The sequence below is a fragment of the Metallibacterium scheffleri genome (assembly GCF_002077135.1).
Taxonomy (GTDB): Bacteria; Pseudomonadota; Gammaproteobacteria; order Xanthomonadales; family Rhodanobacteraceae; genus Metallibacterium; species Metallibacterium scheffleri.
In genome coordinates, this window is record NZ_LDOS01000001.1 from 743,354 (window position 1) to 757,003 (window position 13,650).

Consider the following 13,650-nt stretch of genomic DNA (forward strand, 5'->3'; position numbering starts at 1 on the left):
GCGACGCCCGGATGACAAAGCAAGGCAGGGCGCAATGATCCTGCGCTTGCCGGCATCCGCTTCAATGTGTCTGCGCGGCGATCTGCGCGCGCTGTTTCGCGGCCTGCCGGTTGACGATGGCCTGTACGTCGCGCGCGCGCTGTTTGTCCTTGAGCAATGGCGCCAACGGCGTGCCGCCGAGCCCGCCATCGGCGGGCGCCACGGAACCGGCACGCGCTGCCAGCGTCGCGTGCGTGGTGTCGGCCGCGGGTTTGCTGCATGCGGCGAGCAGCGGCAGCAATACGCAGGCGGCCAGGGCCAGGATGTGCGGGCGCATGGGTCTCTCCGCGCGGGGTTGCGTGCAGTCTCGCGCGGGCATGGGGCGCGGGCAAGCCGGCGCTACACTCGCGCGCAGCGGAGGTGGGCATGAACGAGATCCTGGCGCGCTGGCGCCTTGATGGCAGCACGGCCCTGGTCACTGGCGCCAGTCGCGGCATCGGCTACGCCTGCGCGCGCGAGCTGGCGGCGCTGGGCGCGCGCGTGCTGCTGGTGGCGCGCGATGCCGATGCGCTGGAAGCCGCTCGGCGCGAGTTGAGCGAGGAATTCCCGGCCTGCGCGGCGCACGCGTTCGCCGCCGACCTGAGCCTGGCCGAGTCGCGTCTGGAAGTGTTCGACTGGATCGCCGACTTGAACGCCGATGCCGGCGCCGAGCTGTCCATCGTGGTCAACAACGTCGGCGCCAACCAGGTGCGCGCCGCGCTCGATTACCCGCTCGCCGAGGTCGAGGCGCTGCTGCGCACCAACCTGCTCAGCGCGTTTCATCTGTGCCAGCTCGCGCATCCGCACCTGGCCGCGCACGGCGCCGGCGCCATCGTCAACGTCGGCTCGGTATCCGGCCTCACGCATGTGCGCACCGGCGCGCCTTACGGCATGAGCAAGGCCGCGTTGCACCAGCTCACGCGCAATTTCGCCTGTGAGTGGGCCGAGGACGGCATCCGCGTCAATGCCGTGGCGCCCTGGTACATCCGCACGCGCCGCACCGAAACTGCGCTGGCCGATGCGGACTATCTCGACGAGGTGCTGGCGCGCACGCCCATGCAGCGCATCGGCGAGCCGCACGAGGTCGCCGCGGCGGTGGCCTTCCTGTGCCTGCCGGCGGCCAGCTACATCAGCGGCGAGTGCATCGCCGTGGATGGCGGCTTCCTGCGTTACGGGTTCTGAGGTGCGACGGCGCGCGTCAGGCGCTGGCATAATCCGTGCGCTATGGACGCGCAGCCCGCACCATGCGGCGTTGCGCAGCGAGAGGAAACCGTCATGGCCGACGCGTGTGCGGCACCGATCAACCCCGATATGCGCTGGCTGGAGCAACTGCCGACCGGCGTGATCCTGATCGTCGGTGAGCATCTGCGCTACGCCAATGCCGAGGCGCTGCGCCTGATCCGCGCGGCGACGCCGCAGGATGTGCTGGGGCGCAGCGTGCAGGATTTCGTGCATCCGCTGGATCTGGCGCGCGTGCTGGCGCGCATCCGCCGCGCCGAGCGCGGCGAAGCCGGCAATCCGCCCACCGAGTTTCGCGTGTACGCCTGCGACGGCAGCCTGCGCGTGCTGGCGATGACCAGCACGCCGCTGCGCCTTGGCAACACCTGGGCGGCGCTGGCCACGTTCATGGACCTCAGCGCGCGTGCCGAGATGGACGCGCGCCTGCGCGAAACCGACGACAACTTCCAGCGCATGATGAACACCATGCAGGACGTGTTCTACCGCACCGATGCCGACGGCATCACGCGCTACGTATGCCCGGCGGTGAAGAACGTGCTCGGCTACGCCGCCGCGGACATCATCGGCCTGCCGGCAGCGATGTTCTATCCCGACCCGGCCGAGCGCGAGCCGCTGCTGGCGGCCATCCGTCGCGACGGTTTCGTGCACGATTTTCCGGGGCGCATGCGCTGCCGCGACGGGCGCATCATCGACATCGCCATCAGCACGCAGGTGCTGCGCGACGAGCAGGGCAATTACGCTGGCGTGGAGGGCATCTGGCGCGACATCAGCGAGCGCAAGCGCATGGAACGCGAGCTGGAGCGGCTGGCCACGCGCGACGACCTCACCGGCATCCTCAATCGCCGCGCCATTCTCGAGCAAATCGAAGACGCCCTGGCGCGGTTGCGCCGTGGCGGCGGTCCATTCGCGCTGTTGCTGTTCGACCTGGATCATTTCAAGCGCATCAACGACGGCTGGGGCCATGGCGCGGGTGATGGTGTGCTGCGCCAGTTCGTGGCGCTGGTACAGACGCTGTTGCGCGATGTCGATCGGTTCGGGCGCCTGGGCGGCGAGGAATTCGTGCTGCTGCTGGAGCGGGTCGACGCGAGCGCGGCACGGCATCTGGCCGAGCGCATCCGCGCCGCGGTGCAGTCGACGCCCTTCATCGTCGATCGCCTGCACGCGGTGGAGTTGACGGTGAGCCTCGGTCTTGCCGACCTGCGTGTTGGCGACCGCCGTGCCAGCGATCCACTCGAACGCGCGGACCGCGCCCTGTATCGGGTCAAGGCGGAAGGTCGCAACCGCGTCGGTGCCTAAGCGGCGAGCGGCGCGGTTCTCGTCAGTCCCGCGCCGCTCGCGCACAATGCGACAAAGGTGGCGCGGCTCTGCCGCGTCCGTTTGTTTTGCAAACCGCGGCAGGATGCCCGGTTTTGCAAACTGATCTGGATACGATCATGAAGCACGCGATCATGCTGGCTTGCGCGCTGATCGGGTCGCTGTGCGTGCGGGTGCTGCCGGCGCACGCGGCGCCGGTGCTGGCGCACACCGTGGCGCAGCCGCTGCAGCCCGACCCGAGCCGGCCCTGCGCCGGCGGCACCGCGCTGGTGCTGGGCGGCGGCGGCGCGCGCGGCATCGCGCACATCGGCGTGCTGGAGGAATTGCAGAAGCTGCACGTGCCGGTGAATTGCGTGGTCGGCACCAGCATGGGCGCGATCGTCGGCGGCCTGTACGCGGCCGGCTACAGCCCGTTGCAGATCGACGCCATGCTGCACTCGGTGGATTGGCAGCAGGTGTTCAGCGACAGCCCCGGCCGCGCCGCGCTGGGCATGCGCGCCAAGGACGACGAACTCGATCGCATCGGCGGCATCGAGTTCGGCGTGGGCCGCGGCGGACTCAAGCTGCCGCGCGGCGCGCTGGAAGGGCAGAACCTGCAGCAACTGCTCACGCGTTGGCTGCTGCCGGTATGGCGTACGCGCGACTTCGATGACCTGAGCCTGCCGTTCCGCGCGGTGGCCACCAATATCGGATCGGGCCAGAGCGTGGTGCTGGCGCAGGGCGACCTGCCGCTGGCGATCCGCGCCAGCATCTCGGTGCCGGCGGTATTCGCCCCAGTGGACCTGCATGGCCAGTTGCTGGTCGATGGCGGCATCTCCGACAACGTGCCGATCGGTGTCGCGCGCGCGCTGGGCGCCGCGCGACTGATCGTGGTGGACGTGAGCGCGCCGCTGAAGCCAGCCAGGGATCTCAATTCGCCGCTGGCCATCACCGATCAGATGATCACCGTGATGATGCGCCAGGAAACCGAGCGGCAACTGGCCACGCTGGGCCCGGACGATGTGCTGATCCGTCCCGATCTGGGCGATCTGGGCAGCGCCGATTTCACGCACGCGTATCAGGCCGTGGCCGAGGGTCGCAAGGCCGCCGTCGCGCTGGCGCCCGCATTGCGGCGTTTCGCCGTCGGTCGCGTCGCCTGGCAGGCGTGGCTGGCGCGGCACCGGCTGCCAGGCGGGCCGGCGCCGGTGATCGATTTCGTCGACGTGCGCGGCGCGCAAAGCCGCACCGCGCCGCTGGTCGCTGATCGCATGCAGGGCGAGGTCGGCAAGGTGTTCAGCGCGGCGCGCGTGGATGCGCAGATCGACCGCAGCTACGGCGAGGGCAGCTACGAGCGCATCGATTATCAACTGGTGCAGCGTTACGGCGCTACCGGGTTGCAGGTGACGCCGGTGGACAAGAGCTGGGGCCCGGATTTTCTGCGCGTGGGTCTGAGCCTCAGCGATGACTTCAGCGGCAACGCCGGTTATCAGGCGCTGGTCGAGTACAACCTCACCGGTCTCGACAGCCTCGGCCGCGAATGGCGCAACCGCCTCAGCCTCGGGCGCGTGGCGGGTTTCCAGAGCGAGCTGTACCAGCCCTTCGGCCCGCAGGCGCAGTTCTACGCCAGGCTCTACGGCGGTTACCGCGCCATCAACCAGCCGGTGGTGAGCGGCAACACCACGCTGGCGCAGTACCGCGTCGGCCGCCTGCGCGCCGGCGCCGAACTGGGCTGGGACCCCACGGTCGACTGGCGCCTGCGCACCGGCATGCAGCGCGGTCGCGACAGTTTCGCGCTGAACATCGGCGATCCCGCGGTGTACCCCAGCTTTCGCACGCCCTTCGCCGATGTCTACGCCGGCGTGGTGCACGACAATCTCGACGACGCCGATTTTCCCACCCGCGGCTGGCGCAGCGATCTTACCTACACCGCGTATCTGCGTGCGCTCGGCGGCGATGCCGACAGCGACGTGGCGCGCTTCAGCTACGACCAGGTGTTGTGGCACGACGACCGCAACACCGTGCTCGCCGGCTTGCGCGGACAAACCGAGTGGGGCAGCGGCCAGGTGTTGCAGGCCAGCGGCGTGCTCGGGGGCTTTCTCGATTTGTCCGGCCTCACCGAGCGCGCACTGGTCGGCAACCAGCTCGCCTACGGACGTCTGGTCGGTTACCGCGACCTGACCGGTAGCGGCGAGCGCATCGTCGGCTTTCCGTTTTATCTGGGTGCCAGCCTCGAGGCCGGCAACGTGTGGAACACGCGCAGCGCGATCAACTTCAACCAGCTGATTTACGCCGGCAGCGCCTTCATCGCGCTGAAATCGCCCATGGGGCCGATTTTCTTCGGCGTCGGCCATGCCAGCGGCGGCCACACCACGTTCTATCTCAGCTTCGGCTCGCTGATCCGGCGCCAGGATCCGTGAGGCCGTGGCGGTCCTTCACCGATCGCTGACGCCATCGCGCATCCAATGACCGATCACGCCCGCGTGTAAGGTTTTGCCGCGCCGCGCGACCAAGCAGGCAATGCCGCGACATTCCCGCCGCGGCCTGCGCGCATGACTGGACGAGGTTCTTATGTTGCGAATGATCCGCTGGATTTGGCTGCCGCTGTTGGCGGTGCTGTGTGTGTCCGTGGCGCTGGCGCCCAGGCGCGCGCTGGCCGCTGCGGTGCCGCTGCCGCCGGGCGCGCCTTGGTTCAACGTCAGCCGGCCGCTGACGCCCAACGACCTGAAGGGCCGCGTGGTGCTGCTGGATTTCTTCACGCCCGGCTGCATCAACTGCGTGCATATGCTGCCGGACATGGCCAGGCTCGAACGCGAGTTCGGCGCGCGCCTGCTGATCCTCGGCGTCAACTCGCCCAAGTTCGTGGCCTCGCAGCGCAGCAGCAACATCGAGGGTTTCATCCAGCGCTACGACATCACCCATCCGGTGCTCACCGACAAGGGCATGACGCTGTGGAACTACTACGGCGTGCAGGCGTGGCCCACGCTGGTGCTGCTCAATGGGCAGGGCGGCGTGGTGCAGCAGTTCATCGGCGAGGGTGATTACCGCGGCATCCGCGCCGCGGTGCTGCAGACCATCGAGCAGGCGCAGCGCGCCGGCACGCTGGTGACCGCGCCGCTGCCGCTGAAACCGCCGCTGCTCAGCCGCGCCGGCTTGCTGCAGCCGGGCAAGGTGGCGGTGGATGCGCGCTACGTGGCGGTCAGCGACAGCGGCCACAACCGCGTGATCCTGCTCGATCACGCCGGCAAGGTGCTGCGCGTGTTCGGCAGCGGCGTGCCCGGCGCGCGCGATGGCGCGGCCGGCGTGGCGCAGTTCGACGGTCCGCAGGGGCTGGCCTTCGTCGGCGGCGCGCTGTACGTGGCCGACACCAGCAACTCGCTGATCCGCAGGATCGACCTCGCCTCGGGCGTGGTCAGCACCGTGGCTGGCGATGGCCGGCGCGTGTTCGGCGGCAGCGGCATGCAGCCCGCGCGCAGCGTGCCGCTGAACTCGCCCTGGGGCCTCGAGGCCGTGGGCGATGTGCTGTATGTGGCCATGGCCGGCGACCATCAGGTGTGGGCGTTCGACTTGCGCAGCGACCGCATCGGCCCGTATGCCGGCACCGGTGCCGAGGGCATCGATGACGGTTCGCGGCAGTCGGCCAGCTTCGCGCAGAGCAGCGGTTTCGCGTATCACGCCGGCACGCTGTACGTGGCCGATCCCGAGTCGTCCTCGGTGCGCGCGATCGATCTGAAAACCGGGCGCGTGCGCACGCTCATCGGCAAGGGCCTGTTCGATTTCGGTCTGCGCAACGGGCGTGCCGGGCAGGCGCTGCTGCAGCACGACCAGGGCCTGGCCTGGCAGGGCGGCAAGCTGTACATCGCCGACACCTTCAACAACGCGGTGCGCGTGCTGGATCCGGCCAACGATCAAGTCAGCACCCTGGCGACCGGGCTGAGGCAGCCGGGCGGCCTCGCCGTGCTCGATGCCGGCACGCTGCTGGTGGCCGACACCGACGCCAATCGCATCGTCACGATCAATGTCGCCAACGGCGCGCTGCATGCGTGGCCGCTCAGCGGGCTGCCGCCGGCGCAGTAATCGACGGACGCGGCGCGCAGAGCCGCTGAACAATTCCGCGTCGTGCGGAATGGTTCAGCGGCAATTCTGCAGTTGCGCGCGCAGCGTCGCGGCTTCGTGCTGCAGCGGCGCGCGATCGAACTGGAACGTGTGCTCGATGCGCGTGTCGAGCTGGTCCAGGCGCTCACGCAGGTTGGCGCATACCGCCGCGCGCGGCAGTGGTGCGCAGCGATCCTGCACCCAGGTGTAGTAACCCGTGAACGGCGAAGCCAGAGGGGTCGGCGGGCCGGGCGGTCGCACCGGAGCACCGATGCCGGGGGCGCTGCGTGTCATCGACATGGGCTGGATGCCCAGCACGGCCAGCGGCACGGCATAGGGTTGCGGGTCGCCGATGGTGCTGAGGTACGGCTTGTGGTCGGTGGCGCGGATGCAGCGATACAGCGCCGGCAGCGGCAGCGCGGGCCTGGGCGGCGGCGCGGGCGGCGCGCTGCGCGTGGGCCGCGGCGGCGCCAGCGCGGGCGCCGGCACGGCGGGCGGCGGCGTGGGCAGGTTCAATATGCGCTGGCGGCTGCGCGGCGGGCAGGGCTGATCCTGAAACGCGAGCCGGCCGCGCGCATCCACGCAGCGGTACACCTCGGTCGCGTGCGCCGGCACGGCCAGCGCGAGCAGCAGCAGCAGGGGCAGGCGGGTGCGCATGGGGCGCAGCGTAGCGCTGGGCGGCGGTCGGGGATGGGTACGGACTGTTTACGGCTTGGCATGCCGAGCGCGGCGAAGCATCTGCGCGCGTGAATGCGCGTCGTGGCTGGTGCGCGCGCAGCGTCATCGTGGCTGCCGGGATCCTTCGGCTTGCGCCTCAGGATGACAACAAAAGCATGAGCCGCGCTGCCTCCCGGCTTCCGGCTCGCCACTTCCGACTCCCCACGCTACCGCCGCTGCCGCACAATCGCGCTTTCCATCTGGCCGCGAGCCCGTCATGCCCATGCCCCTGATCGACCTGTTCAGCGATACCAAGACCCAGCCCGGCGCCGCCATGCGCGCCGCCATGGCCGCCGCCGAAGTGGGCGACGAGCGCGCCGGTGAAGACCCCACCGTCAACGCGCTGGAGGCGCGCGGCGCGGCGCTGCTGGGCAAGGAGGCGGCGCTGTACCTGCCCTCCGGCACCATGTGCAACGAGATCGCGCTGGCCGTGCACTGCCGTCCGGGCGAGGCGGTGCTGTGCGAGGCCGGCGCGCACATCGTCGGCTTCGAGGCCGGCGGCGCGGCGGCGCTGGCCGGGGTGATGCTGGAGCCGATCAGCGGCACGCGCGGCATGTTCACCGCCGCGCAACTCAGGGCGCAGTTGCGCGCCGACAACCTGCAGGCGCCGCTGCAGCGGCTGGTCGCCGTGGAAAACACCACCAACCTGGGCGGTGGCGCGGTGTGGCCGCTGCAGGACCTGCGCGAGATCGCGGCCTGCGCGCACGATGCCGGACTGGCCACGCACATGGACGGCGCGCGCCTGCTCAATGCCGTCGTCGCCAGCGGCGTGAGCGCGGCCGATTTCGCGCAGGGCTTCGATTCGGCGTGGATCGATTTCAGCAAGGGCCTGGGCGCGCCAGGCGGCGCATTGCTGACCGGCAGCAAGGCCTTCGTGCGCGAGGCGCGGCGCTGGCAGTTGCGCATCGGCGGCGCCATGCGCCAGAGCGGCATCATCGCCGCGGCGTGCCTGTACGCGCTCGATCACAACCTCGCGCGCCTGGCCGTTGACCACGCGCGCGCGCGGCAACTGGCGCAAGGCGTGGCGCGCATCCCCGGCCTCGGTATCGATGTGGCCACGGTGCAGACCAACCTGGTGTATTTCGACATCACCGCGCCCGGCTGGGACGCCGCGAAACTGGCCGCCGCCACGCTGGCGCAAGGCGTGCGCCTGTGCCCGATGGGCGCGCGGCGCATGCGCGCGGTGACGCATCTGGACGTGGACGACGCCGGCATCGTGCGCGCCCTGGAGGTGATCGCGGCGGCGCTGCGCGGCTGAGCGCCGCGCGCGGTGCGCGCATGCCGGCGGATGCTGCCGTCATCCCCGCGCGGTTGGCCTTGACGCGACATTACCGCGCGGATTGCCTTGCTTCGACATCCCAGCGCGGTTGGCCGTCATCCCCGCGCAGGCGGGGATCCAGGGACTTCAACAAGCAGTGGAATCCGGTGAAGTCGGCGTGCCGTGGCCCCAGACGCGGGCGCGGGTGGCCTGGATTTTCTGCGCGAAGCGGGTGATGAGTTCGCGGTTGGCGGCGACCAGCACCTGTTCGGCTTCGATCTCGGCGACGATGGCTTGCTGGGTGGCGAGGGGTGGGCGCAGGAAGCTTGAGCGGCGGGGTGCGGCGCGGCGTTGTCCGCGCAGGAAGCGCAGCGCGCACGGTCGAATGAAAAAACGTGCGCGTTCTCGGCCTGCCTTGCGTACTTCGCGGGGTTGTCGCGATGACGCCTCAGAACTTCGCCTCGTACTCGGCGCTGGCGAAACCGACGGTGAGGCCCTCGGCGCCGACGTTGACCATCGCGGTCATGCTCATCACGCTTTCGATCAATTGCACGCCGTGCTCGTCGCAGGTGTTGCACAAGTCCTGGTAGCCGGGCAGTGCGCGCATCACTTCCAGCTCGCCGCCATAGCTGAGGCCGACCACCGGCACCAGCAGGCCGGCGCGCACGCGCTCGGCGGCGTGCGCGAACAGCACCCCGGCGCCGTGCTCGAAACCGCGCACCTTGCCCACCGGCTCGGTGGCCTTGCGCCAGCCGCGCACCACCGGCTTGATGTCCAGCGCGCTGCCCAGCGTGGCCGAGAACCAGCCCACGCTGCGGTCGCCGCGCTTCTGCGCGCGCGCGCGCAGGTAGTACAGGTCGCGCGGCAAGAAATAGCCGTAGCATTGCGGCGCGAGGAACTCCATGCGTTCGCGGATCTGCGCGGCGCTGGCGCCGGAACCGATCATGCGCACCGCTTCCCAGGCACCGGGCACCTGGCCGGCGAACAGCGTTTGCGAATCGATGACGCGCAACTGGAACGGCGAATCGTAGCCGGCCGCCTGACGGATCGGGCGGTAATCCTTGAGGATCGAGAAACTGGCCTGCAGGGTGTTTTCGTAGATCTTGCTGCGCGAGGCGGTGATGGTGAGCGCGACCACCGCGTCGTAGCGCGTGACCAACTCGCGCAGGAACAGCTCGTGCACCTGCGCGACGCTGAGCGGCTCGCTTTCGGCGTGGTGCGCGCGGTCGCCCAGTTGTTCGCGGAAGAAACGCAGCGTGGCGACGGGATCACGACGATCCTCGAAGGTGATCAGGTCGCTGCGCACGCTGATCGGCAGCAGCGTGATGTCGTGCGCGCGCAGGAATTCCGCGGGCAGATCGCAAGCCGAGTCCACCACCAGTCCGACACGCATGACCCAGGCTCCTTCAGCAGTGCTGCAGGGGCGCAAATTATCACGCAAGCACGGTGTGGTGCGCGCCGAATGGCGCAGTCGGGCCGCTTGCGCCGTGCCGGGCCGAGTGCGCGCAGATTACGATTTCGTCAGTGGCATGCTTGCGCGCGCGGTCATGGTTGCGCCCACGCGGCCAGCTTGCGTGGCACCGCGGCGTTCTTCAGCTTGACGTAGCGCGGCAGGCCGGTGGTGTCGTAGGGCGGATACGCCTCGCCGTGGATCAGCGGCGCCAGATACTTGCGCGCCTGCGCGGTGATGCCATAGCCGTCGCGGGTGATGTAGCCGCGCGGCAGTTTCTTCTCGTGATTGGCGACCTTGGCCAGCGGCGCCGGCGCGATCTTCCAGCGATACGGGGCGTCACTGCCGCGCACGATCACCGGGATCACGCCGTTGTGACCGGCCAGCGCGTATTCCACCGCCGCACGACCCACGGCCGCGGCCTGCGCGGCGTCAGTGGCGGAGGCGATGTGGCGTGCCGAGCGCTGCAGATAATCGGGCAGCGCCCAGTGGTACTTGTAGCCGAGCTTTTCGCGCACCCGTTGCGCCAGCACCGGCGCCACGCCGCCGAGCTGCGCGTGGCCGAAGGCGTCGCGCCCGCCGGCCTCGGCCAGGAACTGTCCGGCGGCGTTCTTCAGGCCTTCCGAGGCGACCACGGTGCACCAGCCGACGCGTTCCACGGTGGCCTTGACACGCGCCAGGAACGCGGCTTCGTCGAAGGCGATCTCGGGGAACAGGATCAGGTGCGGGGCGTCGTCCGGGCCTTGCCCGGCGAGGCCGGCGGCGGCGGCGATCCAGCCGGCGTGGCGGCCCATCACCTCGAGGATGAACACCTTGGTCGAGGACTCGGCCATCGAGGCCACGTCGATGCTGGCCTCGAGCACGGACAGCGCGGTGTACTTGGCCACCGAGCCGAAACCGGGGCTGGTGTCGGTCACCGCCAGGTCGTTGTCCACGGTCTTGGGCACGCCCACGCAGATCAGCTCGTGGCCGCTGCGTTTGGCATAGGCCGAGATTTTCAGCGCGGTGTCGGCCGAATCGTTGCCGCCGTTGTAGAGGAAATAACGCACGTCGTGCGCGGCCATGACCTCGATCAGGCGCGCGTAGGCGGCCGGATCGGCCTCGGGCGTCTTCAGCTTGTAGCGGCACGAGCCGAACGCGCCGCCAGGGGTGTGCGCCAAGTCGCGCAGCGCGGCGGCGGATTCCTTGCCGGTGTCGATCAGATCCTCGCGCAGCACGCCGAGGATGCCGTTGCGCGCGGCATAGGCGCGCACGCCGTGGGCGCGCGCGGTGGCGATCACCGCGGCGGCGCTGGTGTTGATCACGGCGGTGACGCCGCCGGACTGGGCATACAGAAGCTTGCCGGGCATGGGGGACTCCTTAGCTTGCAGGGGTTGGAACGCGAGCGGTGTGCCGTGCCGCTGCGCCGTGCGATGGGTCGCCGCGGCGGGCGGGTGCATGCGCGTCGCGACCGGGGTGGCGGCTTGCGCCGCGCGGTTTGCATGCCCGCCACGGCGGGATGCCTGGATTGCAGCCGCCGCGGTTTGACTCGGGCGGCCGCGGGCCGCAAGCTTGAAACCTCATCACAAGCATAGCGGAGCGCCCGGGTGGGACGCACTGCAAGGGAGACCCATGCGATTGGTATTACTCGGCGCGCCAGGTTCGGGCAAAGGCACCCAGGCGACGCGGCTCAAGAGCACGCTGGGCGTACCGCACATCTCGACCGGTGATCTGCTGCGCGCGGCGGTGGCCGCGGGCACGCCGCTGGGACTCAAGGCCAAGGCAGTGATGGAGGCCGGGCAACTGGTCTCCGACGATATCGTGCTGGGCATGCTGGAGCAGCGTCTGGCGCAGGCCGATGCGCAGGCCGGGTTCATCCTCGATGGCTATCCGCGCAATCTGGTCCAGGTGCAGGCGCTGGATGCGCTGCTGGCGCGTCTGCGGCGGCCGCTGGATGCCGTGGTCAAGCTGCAGGTGCCGAGCGCGGCGATCATCGCACGCACCGCGCTGCGCCATCAGGCCGAGGGTCGCGCCGATGATGATCCCGACACCGTGCGCAAGCGCCTGGCCGTGTACGCCGAGCAGACCGCGCCGGTGGCCGAGCACTACACCCGCGCCGGCACGCTGCGCGTGGTCGATGGTGTCGGCAGCCTGGACGAGGTGTTCGCGCGCATCATGGCCGCACTATCCGCGGCACCGGTTGCCGCGACGGCGCGCTGAGCGCGCACGAACACTCCGATGCGGCTGCATATCCTCGGCATCTGCGGCACCTTCATGGGCGGTGTCGCCGCGCTGGCGCGCGAGTTGGGTCTGGAAGTCGAAGGCTCCGACGCCAATGTGTATCCGCCGATGAGCACCCAGCTCGAGGCACTGGGCATCGCGCTGCAAACCGGCTATCGCGCCGAGTATCTGCAGGCCACGCCGCAGCACGCGGCGCCGGATCGCATCATCGTCGGCAACGCGCTTGCGCGCGGCAATGCGGCGGTGGAATACCTGCTCGATGCCGGCCTGGACTACGTCTCCGGCCCGCAGTGGCTGGGCGAAACCGTGTTGCGCGGGCGCGCGGTGCTGGCCGTGGCCGGCACCCACGGCAAGACCACCACCAGCAGTTTGCTGGCGCATCTGCTGGATGCGGCCGGCACGCGGCCGGGCTTCCTGATCGGCGGCGTACCCGAGAATTTCGGCGTGTCGGCGCGGCTGGGCGCGGGTGCGCCCTTCGTCATCGAGGCCGACGAATACGACACGGCATTTTTCGACAAGCGCTCCAAGTTCGTGCATTACCGTCCGCGCATCGCCGTGCTCAACAATCTCGAGTACGACCACGCCGACATCTTTCCCGACGTCGCCGCGATCCAGCGTCAGTTCCATCATCTGCTGCGCACGGTGCCGGGCAATGGCCGGCTGATCGTCAACGCCGAGGACGCGCGTCTGGCCGAGGTGCTGGCGATGGGCTGCTGGACGCCGGTGGAGACCTTCGGCATCGATGCCGGCGACTGGCGCGCGCGCCTGCTCGATGCGGATGGCGGCGCGTTCGAGGTGCGCCGCGGCGGGCGGTTGATCGGCACGGTGCGCTGGGAACTGCTCGGTCGCCACAACGTGATGAACGCGCTGGCGGCGCTGGCTGCGGCCAGCGCGGCAGGGGTCGACGCGGCCGCATCGCTGCCGGCGTTCGCCGGATTCCGCGGCGTCAAACGGCGCATGCAACTGATCGGCACCCGCGATGGCCTGCACATCTACGACGACTTCGCGCATCACCCCACGGCCATCGCCACCACGCTGGCCGGACTGCGCGCCAAGGTCGGCGCGGCGCGCATCCTCGCGGTGCTCGAGCCGCGCTCCAACTCGATGCGCGCCGGCGCGCACGCGGCGGCGCTGGCGCCGGCGCTGGCCGCTGCCGATGAGGTGGTCCTGCTGGCACGGCCGGCACTGGCCTGGGATACCGCGCCGGTGATCGCCGCGCTGGACGGCCGCGGCATGGCCGTGCCCGACACCGACACGTTGCTGGCCACGCTGGCTGCGCGCGCGCGCGCGGGCGACCACGTGGTGTTCATGTCCAACGGCGGCTTCGAGGGTGCGCCGCGGCGATTCGCGGAACGCGCCTGAA

Annotated in this window: 12 protein-coding genes; 8 read left to right on the forward strand and 4 right to left on the reverse strand. The window is 70.0% G+C overall.

Annotated features, from left to right (window positions below; translation table 11 throughout):
• Nucleotides 1-61: 61 nt before the first annotated feature.
• The gene (locus Mschef_RS03260) at nucleotides 62-316 is read right to left on the reverse strand and encodes a hypothetical protein (RefSeq protein WP_081126380.1); all 255 of its coding nucleotides are present in this window, start codon (nucleotides 314-316) and stop codon (nucleotides 62-64) included.
• 89 nt (nucleotides 317-405) lie between these two features.
• On the opposite strand from Mschef_RS03260, the gene Mschef_RS03265 reads away from it, so the two are divergent.
• From Mschef_RS03265 to Mschef_RS03280, 4 genes are all read left to right on the forward strand, one after another.
• On the forward strand, nucleotides 406-1,200 hold the full coding sequence (locus tag Mschef_RS03265) for an SDR family oxidoreductase (protein ID WP_081126381.1): 795 nt from the start codon (nucleotides 406-408) through the stop codon (nucleotides 1,198-1,200).
• 93 nt (nucleotides 1,201-1,293) lie between these two features.
• On the forward strand, nucleotides 1,294-2,553 hold the full coding sequence (locus Mschef_RS03270; protein ID WP_081126382.1) for a sensor domain-containing diguanylate cyclase: 1,260 nt from the start codon (nucleotides 1,294-1,296) through the stop codon (nucleotides 2,551-2,553).
• A 137-nt stretch (nucleotides 2,554-2,690) separates the two neighbouring features.
• A complete protein-coding gene (locus tag Mschef_RS03275; RefSeq protein ID WP_136256383.1) occupies nucleotides 2,691-4,967 on the forward strand; it encodes a patatin-like phospholipase family protein in 2,277 nt (758 codons plus the stop codon).
• 151 nt (nucleotides 4,968-5,118) lie between these two features.
• A complete protein-coding gene (locus Mschef_RS03280) occupies nucleotides 5,119-6,624 on the forward strand; it encodes a thioredoxin-like domain-containing protein (protein WP_081126384.1) in 1,506 nt (501 codons plus the stop codon).
• A 54-nt stretch (nucleotides 6,625-6,678) separates the two neighbouring features.
• On the opposite strand, the gene Mschef_RS03285 is transcribed toward Mschef_RS03280, so the two are convergent.
• The gene (locus tag Mschef_RS03285; RefSeq protein WP_081126385.1) at nucleotides 6,679-7,299 is read right to left on the reverse strand and encodes a DUF4124 domain-containing protein; all 621 of its coding nucleotides are present in this window, start codon (nucleotides 7,297-7,299) and stop codon (nucleotides 6,679-6,681) included.
• A gap of 277 nt (nucleotides 7,300-7,576) precedes the next feature.
• On the opposite strand from Mschef_RS03285, the gene Mschef_RS03290 reads away from it, so the two are divergent.
• Nucleotides 7,577-8,617, forward strand: coding sequence for a threonine aldolase family protein (locus Mschef_RS03290; RefSeq protein WP_081126386.1), 1,041 nt, complete (start codon nucleotides 7,577-7,579; stop codon nucleotides 8,615-8,617).
• Between the two features lie 183 nt (nucleotides 8,618-8,800).
• A complete protein-coding gene (locus tag Mschef_RS17595; protein WP_168708896.1) occupies nucleotides 8,801-8,947 on the forward strand; it encodes a hypothetical protein in 147 nt (48 codons plus the stop codon).
• Nucleotides 8,948-9,065: 118 nt separating this feature from the next.
• Here the strand turns inward: Mschef_RS17595 and Mschef_RS03295 are convergent, their stop codons facing one another.
• Together Mschef_RS03295 and Mschef_RS03300 are read right to left on the reverse strand one after the other, a co-directional pair.
• Nucleotides 9,066-10,010 (reverse strand): DegV family protein, encoded by a 945-nt coding sequence (locus tag Mschef_RS03295; RefSeq protein ID WP_081126387.1) that lies wholly within the window; start codon nucleotides 10,008-10,010, stop codon nucleotides 9,066-9,068.
• A gap of 152 nt (nucleotides 10,011-10,162) precedes the next feature.
• Nucleotides 10,163-11,416 (reverse strand): 6-phosphofructokinase, encoded by a 1,254-nt coding sequence (locus tag Mschef_RS03300; RefSeq protein WP_081126388.1) that lies wholly within the window; start codon nucleotides 11,414-11,416, stop codon nucleotides 10,163-10,165.
• Between the two features lie 262 nt (nucleotides 11,417-11,678).
• On the opposite strand from Mschef_RS03300, the gene Mschef_RS03305 reads away from it, so the two are divergent.
• Together Mschef_RS03305 and mpl are read left to right on the forward strand one after the other, a co-directional pair.
• On the forward strand, nucleotides 11,679-12,266 hold the full coding sequence (locus Mschef_RS03305; RefSeq protein WP_081126389.1) for an adenylate kinase: 588 nt from the start codon (nucleotides 11,679-11,681) through the stop codon (nucleotides 12,264-12,266).
• An 18-nt stretch (nucleotides 12,267-12,284) separates the two neighbouring features.
• Nucleotides 12,285-13,649, forward strand: coding sequence for a UDP-N-acetylmuramate:L-alanyl-gamma-D-glutamyl-meso-diaminopimelate ligase (gene mpl / locus Mschef_RS03310; protein WP_081126390.1), 1,365 nt, complete (start codon nucleotides 12,285-12,287; stop codon nucleotides 13,647-13,649).
• The last annotated feature ends 1 nt before the right edge of the window (nucleotide 13,650 follow it).

Coding starts and splice junctions, on each gene's coding strand:
- Mschef_RS03260 (WP_081126380.1), bottom strand. CDS start 316: ATGCGCCCGCACATCCTGGCCCTGGCCGCCTGCGTATTGCTGCCGCTG.
- Mschef_RS03265 (WP_081126381.1), top strand. CDS start 406: ATGAACGAGATCCTGGCGCGCTGGCGCCTTGATGGCAGCACGGCCCTG.
- Mschef_RS03270 (WP_081126382.1), top strand. CDS start 1,294: ATGGCCGACGCGTGTGCGGCACCGATCAACCCCGATATGCGCTGGCTG.
- Mschef_RS03275 (WP_136256383.1), top strand. CDS start 2,691: ATGAAGCACGCGATCATGCTGGCTTGCGCGCTGATCGGGTCGCTGTGC.
- Mschef_RS03280 (WP_081126384.1), top strand. CDS start 5,119: ATGTTGCGAATGATCCGCTGGATTTGGCTGCCGCTGTTGGCGGTGCTG.
- Mschef_RS03285 (WP_081126385.1), bottom strand. CDS start 7,299: ATGCGCACCCGCCTGCCCCTGCTGCTGCTGCTCGCGCTGGCCGTGCCG.
- Mschef_RS03290 (WP_081126386.1), top strand. CDS start 7,577: ATGCCCATGCCCCTGATCGACCTGTTCAGCGATACCAAGACCCAGCCC.
- Mschef_RS03295 (WP_081126387.1), bottom strand. CDS start 10,010: ATGCGTGTCGGACTGGTGGTGGACTCGGCTTGCGATCTGCCCGCGGAA.
- Mschef_RS03300 (WP_081126388.1), bottom strand. CDS start 11,416: ATGCCCGGCAAGCTTCTGTATGCCCAGTCCGGCGGCGTCACCGCCGTG.
- Mschef_RS03305 (WP_081126389.1), top strand. CDS start 11,679: ATGCGATTGGTATTACTCGGCGCGCCAGGTTCGGGCAAAGGCACCCAG.
- mpl (WP_081126390.1), top strand. CDS start 12,285: ATGCGGCTGCATATCCTCGGCATCTGCGGCACCTTCATGGGCGGTGTC.